Genomic DNA, 17430 nt, shown 5'->3' on the forward strand with positions numbered 1-17430 from the left:
TCAATAATCCTTGGAAATACGCACGTTGGCGCTTTCGCGCCCGAGGGTGGAGATGGCCGCCAGCAGGGATAGCCAGCGCGTGACCTGATATTCCATGCGGGTGGCGCTGTAGCCCTGCCCATCGGTGATCAGTTCGACATAGGTTTTGCGGGTCAGATATTTGCCCGCCGCGATCGAGGTGCCCTGCCCCTGCGTCGGGTCGGCGGCGATGATGCGCAACCGGTCGAGGCCCGCCGCCTTGCGCACCGCGTTGATCGGGTCGAGGCCGCCATTGCCCTGAAGCGAGCCAACGGCGGAGGCGAGTTGCAGCGCTTCGGGCGCGGACAGGTTGGTGATGGATGTGCCGAACAGGATGCGCGAGAGCAGTTCGTCCTGCGGTAGTGCGGGGATGCTGGTGAAGGTGATGTCGGGTTTCAGGCCCGTGCCGCCGACATGGATGGTGGCGCTGAGGTCGCTGACGTCCGCTTCAGCGCTGATGTCCAGCGTGGGGTTGACCGGCACCTTGCCATCGAACTGGATATTGCCTTCGCGCAGTTCGAAGCGGCGACCGGCAAATTCATAGCCGCCGCGCACCAGTTGCGCGCGACCCGCGATGGCAGGGTTGGTGACGGTACCGCCGATATCGAGGTCCGCGCGCCATTCGCTGTCGAGGCCGAGGCCGGTGACGGTCAGGCGATTGCGCGCCCGCGCCTTGATCGCCAGCGCCCAGGGGACATTGGTACGCGGCCGTTCAATCTCGTCGCCGCGCCGATTGACTTCGACCACCTTGAGTTCGGGGATCTGCGCCACGGCGGCGGCGCGGCCCATGGTGAAGCGGCTCTTGTTGAGGACCAGATCGCCGCCGATCGTGCCCCCTACCCCGTCGGACCGCAGGGTGATGGGGCCGGTAACGGTCGCGGCGATATCGTCCCGCTCCAGCAGGGCCGCATTGTCGGCTTGAAGGTTCAGGTCCATGCCGACGCCGGCGATACCGTTGAAGGTGAAGCGGCCGGTGCCATTGACGGTGCCGCCATTTTGCGCGGTCGCGGCGAAACTGGAAATGACCAGTTGCGCACCGGAGAAGCGGCCGCGCGCCTTGACGCCGCGCAGCCGCATACCGGTAACGGGGCTGGTGATGGCGGCATTGTCGGTCGTGAAATTGCCGGTGATGACCGGCGCGCCCAGCGTGCCGCGCATGTCCGCCGACACGCCGACCATGCCGGCGATATCGACAATCTCCACGCCGGTCAGGCGCCAGAGCGTGTCCGCTGTACCATTGAAGCGCAACTGGCCGAAGAAGGGGGCGCTGTTGAGGCGGCTGGCAATTCCCCCTTCCGTCCCAAGCGGGTTGAGCAGCCCCTGCGCCTGGCCGATCGTCTTGCCATCGGCGACGAAGACCATGCGGGTGGCGAGCCGCTCCCCGGTCAACACGGCGTTGACGCCGACATCGACCGGGCGGCTGCTGAGCGAAAGGCCGGAGCGGGACAGGCTCCGGATGCGCAGTTCCGCCTTGCCGGTGGGCAAGCCGCCGCGCGGCTGGACGTAGCTGAGCGATCCGGTGGCCATACCGCCCAGGCCCAGATTGTCATAAGCGATGTCGAGCAGCGCCAGCGGCAGCTTCTGCATCCGCGCCTCGATATGGGTCGACGTGCCGCCCAGTTCGCCGGCCAGTTGCAGCGATCCGCCGGCATAGCTGATCGTGGCGGGCGACAGGCGCCAGCCATCCTCCGCCCGCGTCAGCAGTGCGGCGCGGGTCAGGCGAATGGGGCGCTTGTCGATCGTACCGGCAGCAGTGAGGCGGATGCGGTCGGGTTCGACCTGCGCCTCGCCCTGAAGATCGAACAGCCGCCCGCGCTGGCCCGACAGGCTGCCGCGTATCTTGCCCTTGCCATCGACCAGTTCGGCATTGGCAGCGAAGCGGCCGAGCAGTACGCCACCAACGCGCAGGCCGCGCGCCTGCGCCGTGGCGGTAACGGTGGTGCCCGACGGATCGAGCAGGATCGTGCCGTCCAGCGTGCCGCGACGGACTTCTATGACGGTCGGCCCTTCAAAACTGGCATCATTTGCGGTCAGTTTCAGCTGGACCTGCTGGTTGGCGTCGACCGGCTTGAAATTGATATAACCGGTGACCGGCCCCATGACGCTGAGCTGGCCTTCGAGGCCGCCGGCGATCGGGCGAATATCGCCGCTGGCGGTCACGCCCGATACGGACAGGTTGGCGACCCGCACCACCGCCTGCCCGCCCTGCGGCAACAGGATCACGCCCCGACCGGTAAAGGCGCCCAGCGTCGATCCGCCATTGGCGGTATAGCTGTAGCCATTGGCGTCCGGGATCAGCTTCGCCCGCACATCGCGCAGGCCCAGCGCGTCCATCGGCCGAGCGAGCAGCAGGTCGACGGTCGGCCGTTCGATCATGCCGTCCAGCGTCAGCGTGACAGGACCATAGCGCCCATGCCGGCCGCTGCCCTCCAGATGGAGCGATCCATCGCGATGGCGTATGCCGTGCGCCATCAGGTTGAGCAGGGGCGATGTCAGCTGCATGTCGGACAGGGCGAACTGGCCGTCCTTCAGCAGGTCCAGCTTGCTGCGCAATGTCGGCAGGCCGCCGCCCAGCGTCCGCAGGAAATCATTGTCCAGCCGCCGCACACGCGCCAGCGCATTGCCGCTGAGGCCGAAGCCACCATCGGCGCGCGGCACGGCGCGCAGTTTGGACGTCAGGTCGACGACACCAAGACCACGAATGAACAGGCCGTTGATCTGGCCATCCAGTCCCGCGTCATAGCGGCCGGTCGCCAGGTCGGCGATCACCGTCAACCTGCCGCGCAGCTTGTCCGATCGCAGCTGCATCGGATTACTGACGATCTGCTGCCCGTCGAGTTGCAGCACGCCATCAAGCTGGAAATTGCGGACGATCCCGCCGACCAGATCGCCCTGCCCGTCCAGGCTGCGGGCGCGCAGGCGCAGCGGAATCAGCGTCGGCCCCTTGCCGGTGGCGCGGCCTTTGCCCTCTGCCCGGACATCGTTGATGATCGCCTTTTCAACGGCGATCTGCCGCGCGGTGAGCAGATATTCATAGCCAAGCGCAGTGAAGGCGCCGTCCAGCCGAATCTTCGCAGCGATATCCTTGCCGCGCATGGTCTTGATCAGCGCTTCGGGCCGGGCCAGCTTCACATCGACGCGCATGTTGTCGAGCGCATTGTTGCGCAGGTCGATCGCACCATCGGCGGTCATATCCAACGCGGCGGACCGGAGCGAAAGGCGGCCGTCGATCACCCGATCGACCATCGTGCCGTCGGCGCGCACGGTCAGGCGCGGCGCGGCGATGCGGCGGAGCAGCCCGTTGCCGGCGATCGCGTCCCCCTCCACCGTGCCGCGCGCCGAATAGGCCCCGCTGCGGGCGGCAAGGGTGAAGTCGGCGACCGGCACGGCATCGAGCGTGGCGGCGAGGCGGCCGTCCCATTTGCTCCAGCTGCCCTTGCCGCCGATGCGCAGATTGGCGTCCTGCTTCAGGCCCGCCATGGCCGCCAGCACGCCGGTCTTGGGCGCGTTGACGGTGACGTCGAGGGCGAAGCGATCCTTGTCCGGCCGGCTGTCGAGCGCGATGGTCAGCGCGTCACTGCCGTCGAGGGTGCGAGCCGACAGGTCGATGATCGCACGGCCACCGCGAATATCCGCGTCGCCGGACATGGTGGCGCGCTGCACCCGGCCGGTGACGCCGGGGGCGATATCGAGCTGGCCGACCGAAAATTGCATCAGGCGGATGTCGAAACCGGGCAGGATCGGCCCGCGCCGCTCCGTCGGGTTGAGCTTGGGCAATTTGTGCAGCGTGGCGCGCGGGATCACCAGCCGGTCGATATCCAGCCGGTTGGACAGCCAGGCGAAGGGCCACCAGTCCAGCTCGACGCGGGGCGCTTCCAGAAACTTGCCCCTGGGATCGGACAGGATCAGGTCGCGCAGCACAGCCTTGCGATAGATGCTGCCCTCGATCGCGCCGACATGAATGCGCAGGCCCGAGGAAGATTTGATGGTGGCGATGCGGGTGGCGAGGAAACGATGCCCGCCGCTGGTGTCCAGCCACGCCACCGCCGCCGCGACGATCAGCACCAGCGTCAGCAGCAACCCGGCCAGCCAGCGTTGCCAGCGGCCGTCCCAGGCGCGGCGGCGCGGCGCGGGAGCCGGTGGCGGCGGAATGGGCGGGGCTGCGTCGTCGGCCATCAGAAGGCCTGCCCCAGCGAGACATAGACCGCAACCTTGGGATCGCCCGTCTGCGGATTGAGCGGCGTGCCGACATCGACGCGGATCGGGCCGAAATTGCTGTAATAGCGCAGGCCCATGCCCGCGCCGATGCGCAGGTCGCGGAAGCGCGGCAGGAAGCTGGTCGAGATATTGCCGGCGTCAACAAAGGGTACGACACCGAAATTGCCGAAGCGGATGCGGCTTTCGAGCGAAAATTCGGCCAGACTCTTGCCGCCGACCGGATCGTCATCCTCGCCATAGCGCGGGCCGATCGCCTGATAGCCATAGCCGCGCACCGACGCGCCGCCGCCGGCATAGAAGCGGCGGGACGGCGCGATCTGTTCCACGGTCGATCCGAAGATAGTGCCGAAACGGGCGCGGGCAGCGACCACCACCCGGTCGCTCATCGGCTGATAAACGCTGCCGTCCACCTGGACGCGGGCATAGCCGAAGGTCGTGTTCTGGAAGGAGAGTTCGGGGCTGACGCGCGCACCGAGACGGAAGCCTTTGGATGGGTTCAGCAGGTCGTCGCTACCGTCATAGGTCAGGCTGACCGGCACGGCGGCGATCAGGAAGGTGCGGCGGGCGCCGCCGCTGAACGCATCGGCTTCGTCCGACGCGATCAGTTCGCCGCCGAAACGCCAGACCCATTTCTTCTGGAACAATATGTTGCTCTGCCGCTCGATTGCGCCGGACAGATTAATGGTGCGGGCGTCATAGGCGTCACGCCGGATATTGCTGATCGACACCAGCCCGGTCAGCACATTGTCGCGTCGTTTGAAATTGTTGCGGCGATAGGTGAAGGAGGCGGTCTGCTCCTGCGTACCCAACACGCCGCGCAGCGTCACCGCGCCTTCGGGCGGGAAGAGGTTGCGATGCTGCCAGCTGACTTCAGCGCGATAGCCTTCGCCCGTGCCATAGCCCAGTTCGCCGGCAATAGTGCGCAACGGCGCGGGACGCAGATCGACGTCCAGATTGACATGCTCGCCATCGCCGGCATCGACCGGTTTCAGGCTGACCGAGGAGACGAGGCCGGTCGCGACGATGGCGCGGCGCAGATCCTCGACATCGGACGCCATATAGGTGTCACCCGGATCGAAGCGGGCGATTTCCTGCACATGGTGGGCGTCGAACAGTTTCGTGTCGTCCATCTGGATCGCGCCGAAGCGACGGAAGCCGCCAGGCGCGACGATGATGTCGAGATCGCCGTTGCGCTCTTCATGATCGATCCGCACTTCCGGTTCATCGACGCGGGCAAAGGGAAAGCCGCTTTCCGCCAGCGCCGTGCTGAGCGCGTCGCGGCCCGCCAATATCTTGTCCGCATCCACCGGATCGCCGGCCTTGGGCGGGAAGGCCGCGCGCAGCCGCGCTTCCTGCCCGGCGGTTTCGATGAGGCCGGTGACATCGACGGATTCTAGCAGATATTGGGTGCCCGGCACGATATCGAAGGTAACGGACAGACGGTCGCTGCCCGGCGGCGGCGCGGCTACGGCGCTGCGGATGCGCGCGGCATAATAGCCCTTCGCCCGCAACAGCCGGTCGAGCAGTTCGCCATCCTCCTTCATGCGCCGGTTGATCTGGGCGAGGTTGGCGGACTTGCCCTGCCCTTGGCGCAAGACGGACAGTTCATCGAAGCGCAGGGTAAACTGGTCATCGGCGATCGCGTCCAGTCCGCTCAACTGCACCGTGTAGCGGCGTTCCTCGCTGGCGTCGGCGAAGCTCGCGCTGTCATCGACCGGATCGGCGCTCGCATCGGCATCGTCGTCGGGGAAAGCGAGCACGGGCGCTTCCGGCTGGGCCGGCGCCGTGGGATCGGCCGGTGCGGCAGGATCCGCAGATGACCGGGCGGTCGCCTGTGCGTCCACCGGATCATCGGGCAATGGCGTGATGCTGTCGGGCTGGCCCATGTCCGGCCAGTCGACGCCGATATCGGGCATGGCATCCAGCGTCTGGCTGAGCGCCGGATCGGCACTCTGGGCGGGTTCGGGCTTAACGGATGGCGGCGTTTCCTGTGCGCGCACCGAAGCAGGCGCGGCCAGCAGAAGCGGCGCGAGCAGGAGCCGGACGGCTTGCGGGCGGCCTGAAAAGCGGCGTTGGGTCCGCAAACCATCGGTCATAGGGTCGGTCTAGACCAGAAACGGGCGCGAAGGCCAGCCCTAGAAGACGGGAATCGCCTTACTTTACGGGCCAATCGTCAGAATGCGGTATTCAACCGGTCGAGCAGCGCACGCGCAGGACTGGCCAGCGCCGTCGCGGCCGCACTGCTCATCACGTCGATCCGATCCTGCAACCGGGCGACGCGCTCATACAGTTCCTGGCTGGCATCGATCAGCGCGCGCGCGGCAAAGGGGAAACTGGCCGCCAGATCCCGATCCGTCTGAGACGCGCGGCCCAGCCGGTATTTTTCGTCGCTCAGGTCGATCTGCTCGATCTCGCCGCGCTGCCAGGCGCGCTGGCTGAGCAGCCAGGCGATGATGTGCATCAGCCGGGTTGTCACCTTGAGCGATTCGCAGGCGAAGGCGACCCGGCGCATCGGATCGTCCACTCCATCGTCCAGCGAGGCGCTGCCGTCGAAATAGGCGCGCGCCTCATCCGCCATCACCATGGCTTCCAGATAGAGTCCGTCCACCAACCGGCGATGGAGGCCAGGATCAAGGAAAGCGGGGTTCTGCATCACCCGTTGCTGCCATATTTTCGCAACCTTGTCAGGCCCATTGCCGGGCTGTCGGCGCCCTTTGTCCCATTTGGGATCGGTTAGCGCGGCGTTAACCGAAAAACTTTGTTCAGGCGATGATGTCGGGGACCAGCGCATCTTCCAGTGTGGAAATTTCGTCGCGCAGGCGCAGCTTGCGCTTCTTGAGACGCGCGATCTGCATCTGGTCGCCACCGCCTGCATCGACCAGCGCGGCGATCGCGCTGTCGAGATCGCGATGCTCGACCCGCAGCAATTCCAGTCGGCGCATGATGTCTTCCCGGCTCACTGCGCCTCCCTGCCCTTCACTTCGCTACCTAAGCCATGCCTGATAACGCGGGCGGGCGGTGCGGACCATCGCAAATTTACGCGCGGCCCGTCGCAAAGGCCGAATCACCGCGAGACAAGCGGGACGAATCATGATTTATTTGATCATCCATCACCCCTCGTAAGGAGAATGTCATGGAAAATAGCCACATCTCAGCACTTTCAGCCAAGCATGCCGGCCTTGAAGCCCGAATCAAGGCCGAGTCGAGTCGGCCCATGCCCGACGCCATCCTCGTGGCCTCGCTCAAGAAGCAGAAATTGCGGTTGAAGGAAGAGTTGGCGGCGCAGCACTGAGACGCTGGCAAAGTCCGTAAAGGAGGCTGGGGCCGGGCGATGCCGATCGCCGGTCCTCCCTCCGCCCAGCCGCGCAACAGACGGCTTCAGGATCGCAAAAAGCCCCGGAGCCGGCAGGCTTGCGGGGCATTTTATTATCTTATGAAGATGCGATTAGCGGCGGGTCGCGCCGCGCTGGTGCATCCGCAGATAGTCGGGGACATTCGCTTTACCTGCGCCATTGCCCACCGGCTTGCGCGCCAGTTGCGGATCGATGGGCTCGTCAAAGGCGATGCCGATCTTTTCCTCCCGCGACCAGGCGACCGATCCGGTAACCGGCCCGATACCGCGCAATTCGCAGATGATCTGAATTCCCGACGGAACAGCTCGCTCGCAATCCGCCATCAGACCTGTGGCCGACAGATTGCGCACGCGGGCCTTGCCCAGTTGCGCGCCATCAGGCGTGCTGAGCGTGGTCAGCAGGAACAGGCTGTCACGCGGCGCGGCGCGCGCCGGTCCCCGGTCCGAAATATCCTGTTCGTCGTCCATGCACAAACCCACGGTTAAGATAGCGGTGATGCCGGCATCCTAGCCGTGGGGTGATGGAAAAACCGTTAATCGTCGCGCGAGATCTTTTCCTGACGCTCGTGACGTTCCTGCGCCTCGACCGTCATGGTCGCGATCGGACGCGCTTCCAGCCGGCCGAGCGAGATGGGTTCGCCGGTCACTTCGCAATAGCCATATTCGCCATCGTCGATGCGGCGCAGGGCGGCGTCGATCTTGGAGATCAGCTTGCGCTGGCGGTCGCGGGTGCGCAGTTCGATCGACCAGTCGGTTTCACTCGACGCGCGGTCGTTGAGGTCGGGTTCGCGCAGCGGTTCATTTTGCAGCACCGCCAGCGTGCCTTCCGCTTCGGCCAGGATCTGCTTCTTCCAGTCCCACAGACGCTGCCGGAAATATTCCTGCTGGAACGGATTCATAAATTCTTCGTCAGCCGACGGGCGGTAATCGGCGGGAAGCGTCACAGTCGATTTGGGCGGCTTTTCGCCGTCTTTATCGGAATTCAGGACCGATGCCATCTGGCTCTCCGACTCGTCAGGCCCCGGCGCTTGAATGTTCCGGGCGCCCAAATATTGATTGTGCGGGCCTCATAGCCATCGGCGCAGACCGACACAAGCGGGCAATCAACGGTCGGGATCATGGTTTAGTCCATTTTTCCCAATGGATGACAGGAGTTGTCATGAACCGTGCTTTTGCGCCATGTTGCGATGAACTGCCCTGCCCGCACGTTCAGACCTGCGCCTTTGACCGTTCCATAGTGGGACGTTAACCATTTGCTTTCAGCAAACAGTAGCTTTTCCTGCACCTTGAACATGATATTGAGGGTTAACGGGATTGCAGTTAACCCTTTTTTTTGCGTTCTATACGCATAGGAAGTTCCCGTGAAACCTGGCGCTGAAGGGGATTCGGCAAAAGGTGCAGGGGTAATGAGAAAAGAGTAGATCCTATGTCGGTTCGGATGGCTTTGGCAAAATTGTGCGCCTGCACCTGTGGCGGGGCGATCATCGGCGGCGGCGCTGTCCATGTCGCAGAGAATGCGCGCCCGGCCGTGGTTCACAGCACCAAGAGCATGAAGGCGGCGCCCAAGAAGCGCCTGGCCGTCCGCACCTTGAAGCGCAAGGTCGTCAAGACCGTCCGCGTGGCCGCAGCGCCGCAAGTCGTGACAGTTACGACGCAGCCGGCACCCATACCCCTGCCCGCGCCGATGCCGATGGCGGAAATGCCGATGATGTCGGGCGGCGGTGGCGCCGTGCCGGTCGTGATGGGCGGCGGCGGCGGCTTTGGCGGCGGTGGCTTCATCGGCGGCTTCTTCGGCGGCGGCGGTGGTGGCAGCGGTGGCGGCTCGGTCGTCATCTCCTCGACCAGCAGCTCGACCGGCGGCATCAGCAGCTCGACCAGCTCGACCACGGGTGGCGTTTCGACGTCGACCGGCGGCGTGTCCACGTCCACGGGCGGGGTTTCGACCTCAACCGGTGGCGTCTCGACCTCTTCGGGTAACGTGTCCACATCCTCCGGCAACGTCTCGACCTCGTCGGGCAATGTCAGCAGCAGTTCGTCTTCGTCGAGTTCGAGTTCGTCCTCTTCCTCGTCCTCCAGTTCCTCATCGAGCAGTTCGAGCGGCGGCAAGCCGGATCACCCCGGCAAGCCCGACCATCCGGGCAAACCGGACCATCCCGGTTCGTCGGGCGGCAGTTCGGGTTCGTCCGGCTCCTCGTCGTCGTCCAGTTCCTCTTCGAGCAGTTCCTCGTCGTCGGGCGGTTCGTCCAGCTTCGGCAGCACGGGATCCAGCAGCAGTTCTTCTTCGAGCAGCTCTTCGTCGAGCAGTTCGTCATCCAGCAGCTCGAGCGGGGGCTCGGGCGGCAGCACTGGTGGCACGGATGTTCCGGCGCCGCCGATGGTGCTCCTGTTCGGCGCGGCCGCTGTGGCGCTCGTCGCCCGCCGCCGCTTTGCCGAGCGCAAGGCGCAAGCCGCCGCGTAACGGGCGCCAAGCTGCATGAAAAAGGGGCGGCCCCGGCAACGGGACCGCCCCTTTTTCATGTCCGGCGATCTGGAAATGACCCTGTCTACATGATCCGTTCGCCCTGAGCCTGTCGAAGGGCCGTCGCCATCTCAACGTGGCGAATAAAAAAGAGCGGGCTTCGACAAGGACAGCCCGAACGGATGTAAAATATTTTCGGTCTAATCCCGCATCACTCAGTTGGCCGCGATCAGCTTCTCGATTTCCGTGACCGGGTGATTGGTCAGATCCTTGGCGATCTCCCCCACCAGCCGATTTTGCACTTCCTTGTGCAGATGCTTGCGCATTTCGCCCAGCGCCGACGGCGGCGCGACGATGATCAGCTTTTCATAATCCTGCGCGAAGGCGCGGCGTTTCAGCAGGTCGGCGGCATGGGCGGCGAAGCGCTGCTCCTCCAATTCGTGGAAATTATTCTCGCCCATCGTGCCGGACGCGGTGCCGGTGGAGGAGGATTGACCGGCCCGGTCGGACGCCTGTTCCAGATGGGATGGATTATCCTGCACCTCGACCGTTTCCGCCTCCAGTTGCGGGTAAGCGCTATCGCCCTTGTTGCGAAAAAAGAGCAGCTTGCGGCCGTCCGCCACCAATATCATTGCATCATGGTCGATCTGCATCGCTGTCTCCTGTGCTTTTTCATGGATGCAGGACCAACGGACGGCAGCGCGCAGGGTTGCGCGGTTCGTCGCACGGCGGCATAGGACGGCCCCATGCACGACATCCGCTTCATCCGCGAAAACCCCGCCGCTTTCGACGCCGGCCTTGCCCGGCGCGGGCTGGCGCCCCTGTCCACCGACATATTGGCGCTTGATGAGAAGAGCCGGGCGATCAAGACCGAATTGCAGCAGGGCCAGGCCCGCCGCAACGAGGCCAGCAAGGCGATCGGTCAGGCCATGGCGGCCAAGGACATGGATAAAGCCGAGGCGCTGAAGGCGGAAGTCGCAGCGCTGAAGGAAGGCACGCCCGCGCTGGAAGCGCAGGACAAGGAAGTCGGCGAGGCGCTGACCGCGATGCTGGCCGCCATCCCCAACCTGCCGGGCGACGATGTCCCGCAAGGGGCGGACGAGGCGGACAATGTCGAGGTGAGCCGCTGGGGCACGCCGCGCAGCTTCGACTTTGCGCCGCAGGACCATGCCGATTTCGGCCCGGCGCTGGGGCTGGATTTCGAGGGTGGCGCGAAGCTGTCCGGCGCGCGCTTCACCGCGCTGCGCGGGCAGATGGCGCGGCTGCACCGGGCGCTGGCGCAGTTCATGCTCGACACCCAGAGCGGCACCAACGGCTATGAAGAAACCAATCCGCCGCTGCTGGTGAAGGACGACGCGCTGTTCGGTACCGGGCAATTGCCGAAGTTCGCTGAAGACTTATTCAAGACCACCGATGGCCGATGGCTGATCCCGACCGCCGAAGTCTCGCTGACCAATCTGGTGGCGGAGCAGATCGTGCCGACCGACAGCCTGCCGATCCGGCTGACCGCGCTGACGCCCTGCTTCCGGTCCGAGGCCGGGTCGGCCGGGCGCGACACGCGCGGCTTCATCCGCCAGCATCAGTTCGAGAAGGTCGAACTGGTCGCGATCTGCGCGCCCGAAGAGTCGGACGCCGAGCATGAACGCATGGTCGCGGCGGCCGAGGGTATCTTGCAGGCGCTGGAGCTGCCCTATCGCAAGATGCTGCTCTGCACCGGCGACATGGGTTTTGGCGCGCGCAAGACATGGGATCTGGAAGTCTGGCTGCCGAGCCAGCAGACCTATCGCGAGATCAGCTCCGTTTCCAACTGCGGCGATTTTCAGGCGCGGCGGATGAACGCCCGCTACAAACCGGAGGGCGAGAAGCAGACTCGCTTCCTGCATACGCTGAACGGGTCGGGGCTGGCCGTGGGCCGGACTTTGGTGGCGGTGCTGGAAAATTACCAGCAGGCTGATGGCAGCGTGATCGTGCCGGCCGCGCTGGCGCCTTATATGGGCGGCATCACCACGCTGGAGCCGCGCTGACAGGGCAGTCCACGTACTGTGCGACAGCGAGTTGGACAGGTAAACGCGCAGAGCAAATTCGTTAGCAGGCTAACGAATTTGCTCCTGTTGCCGTTCGGTTCGAGCCTGTCGAGAACCATGCGCACGGGTTCTCGACAGGCTCGAACCGAACGGAACTTGGTAAAAGAACCAAAGGGCGGTTGGTTAAGGAGTGGAAACCATTGCGCGATACGGTAAATGAATGCCGATGCAGCGCCCGTCCCTCCTGATCCTGCCGCTTGGTCCGCTCTTGCTGGCGGCCTGTATTCCCAATCAGGCGGAGCGAGCCGACCCCGCGCCCACCCCACCGCCGCGCATGGATGCCGATGCAGCCACCGTGAAGCTGGCCGAACCGCAGCCTGTCTGGACCGCGCAGCAGGTGGTGCCCGGCGCCCGGACCGTCCCCGCATCCACCTATGTCGTCCAGCCGGGTGACACGCTGCGCGGCATCGGCAATCGCACCGGTGCCGGATCGGAAGCGATCGCGCGGGCCAATGGACTGGCGGCGCCCTATGGCGTGCGCGCCGGACAGAGGCTGCAAATCCCCGGCGGCCGATACCATTTGGTGGCGGAGGGTGAGACGGGCATCGCCATCGCCGCGGCCTATGGTGTGCCATGGCGGCAGATTGTGGACGTCAACGGGCTGGATGAGCCTTACATCCTGCGGCGGGGCCAAAGGCTGTTGCTGCCCGGCGGCACCCCTGCCCGCGCGCCCAGCAGCATCGAGCAGCGCGCCGCCGCCTTCCGCATCGACATTGACGATGTGCTGACCGGCGGCCAGCCCGCCACGGCAGACAATGCCCCCAAGGCGGTGGCGTCGAGCGCGCCAAAGCCCCTGCCCTCCAATGTCCCGGCGGCCCAGCCCGCGCGCTTCGCCGGCAGCTTCGCCTGGCCGGTCAAGGGCATGATCCTGTCGCGCTTCGGCCCCGGCGAGAGCGGCGCGAAGAATAATGGCATCGACATCGCGACCCCCATGGGCACGCCGATCCGCGCGACCGCCGATGGCGTCGTCGCTTATGCGGGGGACAAGGTGGCGGTGTTCGGCGGCCTCGTCCTCATCAACCATGGCAGTAGCTGGGTCAGCGCCTATGGCCATGCCAGCCGCGTCGATGTGGTGCGCGGACAGAAGGTCACGAAGGGGCAGGTGATCGGCCTGACCGGCGACACCGGCTATGCCAGCAAGCCCAAGCTGCATTTCGAACTGCGCAAGGATCGCGTGCCGGTGAACCCGATCGCCCAGTTGCCCCCGGCATGAGGATCAAGCCGCCGATCCCGTCGTCGGCCGCCTCTTCGGCCACAGCCGGTTTCCTGCGGCGGCGATCGTCCATGCCGCTCTGGGCCGATCTGGTCTGGCGGCTGGGGCTGGTGTTCGGCCTGATCGCGCTGGTGCTGCTGCTCCACTGGGTCGGTCGCGATGGCCTCAAAGATAATTACGACAATCAGATCAGCTTCATCGACGTTCTTTATTTCACTACCGTAACGGTTACGACGGTAGGCTATGGCGATATCGTGCCGGTCACGCCGGAAGCGCGGCTGTTCGAATCCATCTTCGTGACGCCGATCCGATTGTTCGTCTGGCTGATCTTCCTTGGCACGGCCTATAATCTCTTTCTCCGCAACATCCTCTACAGGTGGCGCATGGCGCGAATTCAGGCCGATCTGCACAACCATATCGTCGTCACCGGCTTCGGCACCAGCGGGCAGGAGGCGGTGAACGAGCTGCTGGCGCGTGGCACCGACCCGCGCGAGATCGTCGTCATCGACGGCAGCGAGAAGGCGCTGGAACTGGCGGAGGCGCAGGGGTGCAACATCTTGTGCGGCGATTCCACGCGGGACAAGACGTTGAAGGACGTCGCCATCCACCGCGCCCGCATCATGATCGTGTCGGCGGGGCGGGACGATACCTCCATCCTCATCACCCTGACCGCGCGGCATCTGGCCCCGCGCCTGCCGATCAGCATCGTCGTGCGGAACGAGGATAATGAACTGCCCGCGCGGCAGGCAGGCGCCACCACCGTCATCAACCCGGTCAGTTTTGCCGGCCTGTTGCTGGCAGGCAGTACCAGCGGGCGGCATCTCGCCGATTATATGACGGATCTGGCGGCGGCCGGCGGGCGCATCAAGCTGAACGAGCGCGCGGTGCTGCCACAGGAGATTGGCGGACCGCTGTCGGCGATCAGGACCGGGCTTGGCCTGCGCATCTATCGCGACGATCGCCCGATCGGCTTCTGGGAAGAAGGCGCGCAGCGGCTCCAGACCGGCGATTGCATCATCGAGGTGACGGAAGGCGACGGCGCGCCGTCCGACAAATAGAGCCTGAGCAGAGACGAATGGTTGCATTTTGTTGCAGAGCAGCAACAACTTGCAATATTAGCGCTACATTCTGTCCGGTCAGCCGCCGCCCCGATTGCTATACTGTTGTAAAGCGCAAACACTCCTTTTTCAGAACCTGTGCCAGACAGGTCGCTGAAATAAGGGGTGTAACATGCGCTTTAAAAGTGCCTTGCAATGCGGCGTCATGCTGTCCGTCGTCGCCTGGACCGTTCCCGCCTTCGCCCAATCCGTCGAACCGCAAGCCGAAGATGGCACCGCGATCATTGTCACCGGGTCACGCATCCGCCGCGATCCACTCGATCAGGACAAGCCGATCGTCACGGTCGATCAACAGGCGATCGCCCGCACCGGCCTGACCTCCGTCGCCGACGTGCTGCAACGCATCCCCAGCGCGGCCGGCGGCCTCAACACTAAGACCAACAATGCCGGCAATATCGGCGGGCCGCCGGACGGCACCGGCGTGTCATCGGGTTCGGCCGAAATCGACCTGCGCTATCTGGGCGCCAAGCGCACGCTCGTGCTGGTCGATGGCATGCGCTACGTCAACGGATCGGCGGCAGGCGGCATCCCGGCCTCGGTCGACCTCAACACCATTCCGCAGAGCATGATCGAGCGGGTGGAAGTGCTGCAATCGGGCGCCTCCCCGCTTTACGGGTCGGATGCGGTCGCGGGCGTGGTCAACATCATCACCCGCCAGTCGCAAAAGGGCCTCGACATGTCGGCCCAGTTCGGCACCTACCGTCAGGGCGACGGCCATACCTATGACCTCAACGCCAGCTATGGTTTCCAGAGCGACCGGGTGTCGGTGGTCGTCGGCGGCAATTATGTAAAGCAGGAAGGCGTCAGCACCGCCGACCGTTCGATATCGCAATGGCCGGCGGCGGGCGGCAGCAGTTGCGCCGATGGCGGCTGTTCCAGCGCCACGCCCAACGGCCGCTACGATGTGCTGGGACAAAGCCTGACGCTGGGCAGCCCGGTGATCGGTCGCAATCCTGTGCTCAGCGACTATCGCGCTTACAGTTCCGCGACCGACTCCTTCAATTTCGCGCCCTATAATTATCTGCTGACCCCGTCGGAACGCTATGGCGCCTTCCTGAACGGCAAGTTCGAATTTTCCGACGCCGTCAGCCTGCGCACCCGGCTGGTCTACCAGCATCGCGAATCCACGACGCAGGCGGCATTCCTGCCGCTGTTCATCGGGCCGGATGCGGGCAACGGCAATCTGCTCGACACCATATCGGTCGATGCCACCAATCCCTTCAACCCGTTCGGCGTGACGCTGTCGTCGGGCGCGGATGGCAGCCCGGCCAATTATTCGACCATCCGTCGCCGCTTCGTGGAAGGCGGGCCGCGCATCTTCAGTCAGGAAGTCGACACGCTGACCATGGCGGCGACATTGGAAGGCACGTTCGATGTCGGCGACCATAAATGGTATTGGGACGTCAATGGCAGCTATGGCACCAATAATGCGCGCCAGACCTTCACCGGCAATCTGAACGCCGCCAAGCTGGCCCGCGCACTCGGCCCGGTCGCCGACTGCACCGGCGATTGCGTGCCGTTCAACATCTTCGGCGGCGCAGGCTCCATCACGCAAGCGATGCTCGATTATGTCACCTTCGACGAGCATGACCGCAGCGAGCAGGAATTGTGGGACGTCACCGCCAACCTGTCGGGCGACCTGTTCGACCTGCCGGCCGGCGCGGTTGGCTTTGCCATAGGCTACGAACATCGCGACCAGCAGGCCAGCTATACGCCCGATCCGCTGATCACCGCCGGCCTTGGCGCGGACGTACCGACAAGTCCCGCGCGCGGCGGCTTCAACGTCGATGAATTTTACGGCGAATTGCGCATCCCGATTTTGGCCGACACGCCCTTCTTCCACAAGCTGGAGCTGGACGGCGCGGTGCGCCATTCCAATTACAGCAGCTTTGGCAGCAACACGACCTATACCGTGTCGGGTCTGTGGAAGCCGACCCGCGACCTGCTGCTACGCGGCGGCTATGCCGAAAGCCTGCGCGCGCCCAGCATCGGCGAGTTGTATGCCGGCCGGTCGCGCACCGACGCGACGATCAACGACCCCTGCACCAATGTGGCGGGCAGCGCCTGGCAGACCAACGCCACCGTGCGGGCCAACTGCATCGCCAATGGCGTGCCGGCCAGCGGCAGCTATGCCGAACCGCAGGGCGGCCAGTTGGGCGTCTTCTCGCAGGGCTTTGCCGGCCTGAAGCCGGAAACGTCCAAGACTTGGACGGCGGGCGGCGTCTATAGCCCCGCCTGGGCGCGCGACAGCTTCGCCAGCCAGTTCAGCATCGAGGTCAATTATTACACGATCACGCTGAAGAATGCGATCGACTCGGTGCCCGCGACGCTGACGCTCCAGCGCTGCGCGTTCGAGGCTGATCCGATCAGTTGCGCCGCGATCACCCGCACCGGCAGCGGCGCAGTCGCGGGCATCGACGGCGTGCTCCAGAACCTGAACGCGATCGAGACGGACGGGATCGACGGCACGCTGACCTATCGCTCGAAGATGGTTGGCAACGGATCGGTTGGCCTGAACATCAACGCCGCCTATCTGTTGAAGTACAACATCAAGCCGCCAGCGGATCTGGGTGCGCCGACGATCAAATGCGCCGGCACGGAACGCTGCGGGTCGAGCGATCAGGCCTATCCGCACTTCAAGGCGAACGCGACGCTGGACTATTCGACTGAAGCCTATGGCCTGTCCTTCACCGGCCGTTATCTGAGCAAGGTGACGGAAAGCGACGGCAATGTCATGAAGGCGACCTTCTATGGCGACGTTCAGGCCTATTTCTCGCCCGGCTGGATGGACCATCGCGCGCGCTTCACGATCGGCGTGAACAATCTGTTCGATCGCGACCCGCCGCTGTGCGGCACCTGCGACGGCGCCAATTTCGACACCACCAGCTATGATGTGCCGGGCCAGTTCGGCTATCTGCGCCTGTCCTACAAGATGTGACCGGTCGATAACGGAAAACTAGGCAAGGGCG

Annotated in this window: 15 protein-coding genes; 5 read left to right on the forward strand and 10 right to left on the reverse strand. The window is 64.8% G+C overall.

The annotated features are described in order from the left end of the window. The 4 genes from RQH62_RS08000 to RQH62_RS08015 form a co-directional block, all read right to left on the reverse strand. On the reverse strand, nt 1–4194 hold the full coding sequence (locus RQH62_RS08000) for a translocation/assembly module TamB domain-containing protein (protein WP_311268243.1): 4194 nt from the start codon (nt 4192–4194) through the stop codon (nt 1–3). Further along, entirely contained in the window at nt 4194–6332 is a 2139-nt protein-coding gene (locus RQH62_RS08005) for a BamA/TamA family outer membrane protein (protein ID WP_311268244.1), read from the reverse strand. Before RQH62_RS08005 ends, RQH62_RS08000 begins: the two co-directional genes overlap by 1 nt. Before the next feature lie 77 nt (nt 6333–6409). Further along, on the reverse strand, nt 6410–6889 hold the full coding sequence (locus tag RQH62_RS08010) for a DUF1465 family protein (protein ID WP_311268245.1): 480 nt from the start codon (nt 6887–6889) through the stop codon (nt 6410–6412). A 109-nt stretch (nt 6890–6998) separates the two neighbouring features. Then, complete coding sequence (locus tag RQH62_RS08015) at nt 6999–7178, reverse strand: YdcH family protein (RefSeq protein ID WP_120253267.1); 180 nt, start codon at nt 7176–7178, stop codon at nt 6999–7001. 191 nt (nt 7179–7369) lie between these two features. Between RQH62_RS08015 and RQH62_RS08020 the strand changes: the two genes are divergently transcribed. Then, nucleotides 7370–7528 carry a YdcH family protein gene (locus RQH62_RS08020; protein ID WP_082679101.1) on the forward strand — a complete coding sequence of 53 codons (159 nt, stop codon included), beginning with the start codon at nt 7370–7372 and terminating at the stop codon, nt 7526–7528. A 153-nt stretch (nt 7529–7681) separates the two neighbouring features. On the opposite strand, the gene RQH62_RS08025 is transcribed toward RQH62_RS08020, so the two are convergent. The 6 genes from RQH62_RS08025 to RQH62_RS08050 form a co-directional block, all read right to left on the reverse strand. Beyond that, nucleotides 7682–8056 carry a PilZ domain-containing protein gene (locus RQH62_RS08025; RefSeq protein ID WP_311268246.1) on the reverse strand — a complete coding sequence of 125 codons (375 nt, stop codon included), beginning with the start codon at nt 8054–8056 and terminating at the stop codon, nt 7682–7684. Nucleotides 8057–8121: 65 nt separating this feature from the next. Further along, nucleotides 8122–8586 carry an RNA polymerase-binding protein DksA gene (dksA, locus tag RQH62_RS08030; RefSeq protein WP_311268247.1) on the reverse strand — a complete coding sequence of 155 codons (465 nt, stop codon included), beginning with the start codon at nt 8584–8586 and terminating at the stop codon, nt 8122–8124. 125 nt (nt 8587–8711) lie between these two features. Then, entirely contained in the window at nt 8712–9092 is a 381-nt protein-coding gene (locus RQH62_RS08035; RefSeq protein WP_311268248.1) for a hypothetical protein, read from the reverse strand. Between the two features lie 29 nt (nt 9093–9121). Then, the gene (locus RQH62_RS08040; protein WP_311268249.1) at nt 9122–9694 is read right to left on the reverse strand and encodes a hypothetical protein; all 573 of its coding nucleotides are present in this window, start codon (nt 9692–9694) and stop codon (nt 9122–9124) included. A gap of 6 nt (nt 9695–9700) precedes the next feature. Beyond that, a complete protein-coding gene (locus RQH62_RS08045; RefSeq protein WP_311268250.1) occupies nt 9701–10105 on the reverse strand; it encodes a hypothetical protein in 405 nt (134 codons plus the stop codon). A gap of 156 nt (nt 10106–10261) precedes the next feature. After that, the gene (locus RQH62_RS08050) at nt 10262–10699 is read right to left on the reverse strand and encodes a host attachment family protein (RefSeq protein ID WP_311268251.1); all 438 of its coding nucleotides are present in this window, start codon (nt 10697–10699) and stop codon (nt 10262–10264) included. Between the two features lie 93 nt (nt 10700–10792). Between RQH62_RS08050 and serS the strand changes: the two genes are divergently transcribed. The 4 genes from serS to RQH62_RS08070 all read left to right on the forward strand — a co-directional run bounded on the left by serS (nt 10793) and on the right by RQH62_RS08070 (nt 17399). Then, entirely contained in the window at nt 10793–12070 is a 1278-nt protein-coding gene (serS, locus tag RQH62_RS08055) for a serine--tRNA ligase (RefSeq protein ID WP_311268252.1), read from the forward strand. Between the two features lie 226 nt (nt 12071–12296). Next, a complete protein-coding gene (locus tag RQH62_RS08060; RefSeq protein WP_311268253.1) occupies nt 12297–13343 on the forward strand; it encodes a M23 family metallopeptidase in 1047 nt (348 codons plus the stop codon). Continuing rightward, nucleotides 13340–14401, forward strand: coding sequence for a potassium channel family protein (locus tag RQH62_RS08065; RefSeq protein ID WP_311268254.1), 1062 nt, complete (start codon nt 13340–13342; stop codon nt 14399–14401). The genes RQH62_RS08060 and RQH62_RS08065 overlap by 4 nt, the downstream gene beginning before the upstream one ends. A gap of 172 nt (nt 14402–14573) precedes the next feature. Further along, entirely contained in the window at nt 14574–17399 is a 2826-nt protein-coding gene (locus RQH62_RS08070) for a TonB-dependent receptor domain-containing protein (protein WP_311268255.1), read from the forward strand. Nucleotides 17400–17430: the final 31 nt, after the last annotated feature.

The sequence above is a fragment of the Sphingobium sp. WCS2017Hpa-17 genome (genome assembly GCF_031843765.1).
Classification (GTDB): domain Bacteria; phylum Pseudomonadota; class Alphaproteobacteria; order Sphingomonadales; family Sphingomonadaceae; genus Sphingobium.

Excerpts from the sequence above, each read along its gene's own strand:
- RQH62_RS08000 (WP_311268243.1), bottom strand. The coding sequence starts at position 4,194 with ATGGCCGACGACGCAGCCCCGCCCATTCCGCCGCCACCGGCTCCCGCG.
- RQH62_RS08005 (WP_311268244.1), bottom strand. The coding sequence starts at position 6,332 with ATGACCGATGGTTTGCGGACCCAACGCCGCTTTTCAGGCCGCCCGCAA.
- RQH62_RS08010 (WP_311268245.1), bottom strand. The coding sequence starts at position 6,889 with ATGCAGAACCCCGCTTTCCTTGATCCTGGCCTCCATCGCCGGTTGGTG.
- RQH62_RS08015 (WP_120253267.1), bottom strand. The coding sequence starts at position 7,178 with ATGCGCCGACTGGAATTGCTGCGGGTCGAGCATCGCGATCTCGACAGC.
- RQH62_RS08020 (WP_082679101.1), top strand. The coding sequence starts at position 7,370 with ATGGAAAATAGCCACATCTCAGCACTTTCAGCCAAGCATGCCGGCCTT.
- RQH62_RS08025 (WP_311268246.1), bottom strand. The coding sequence starts at position 8,056 with ATGGACGACGAACAGGATATTTCGGACCGGGGACCGGCGCGCGCCGCG.
- dksA (WP_311268247.1), bottom strand. The coding sequence starts at position 8,586 with ATGGCATCGGTCCTGAATTCCGATAAAGACGGCGAAAAGCCGCCCAAA.
- RQH62_RS08035 (WP_311268248.1), bottom strand. The coding sequence starts at position 9,092 with ATGGACAGCGCCGCCGCCGATGATCGCCCCGCCACAGGTGCAGGCGCA.
- RQH62_RS08045 (WP_311268250.1), bottom strand. The coding sequence starts at position 10,105 with ATGAAAAAGGGGCGGTCCCGTTGCCGGGGCCGCCCCTTTTTCATGCAG.
- RQH62_RS08050 (WP_311268251.1), bottom strand. The coding sequence starts at position 10,699 with ATGCAGATCGACCATGATGCAATGATATTGGTGGCGGACGGCCGCAAG.
- serS (WP_311268252.1), top strand. The coding sequence starts at position 10,793 with ATGCACGACATCCGCTTCATCCGCGAAAACCCCGCCGCTTTCGACGCC.
- RQH62_RS08060 (WP_311268253.1), top strand. The coding sequence starts at position 12,297 with ATGCAGCGCCCGTCCCTCCTGATCCTGCCGCTTGGTCCGCTCTTGCTG.
- RQH62_RS08065 (WP_311268254.1), top strand. The coding sequence starts at position 13,340 with ATGAGGATCAAGCCGCCGATCCCGTCGTCGGCCGCCTCTTCGGCCACA.
- RQH62_RS08070 (WP_311268255.1), top strand. The coding sequence starts at position 14,574 with ATGCGCTTTAAAAGTGCCTTGCAATGCGGCGTCATGCTGTCCGTCGTC.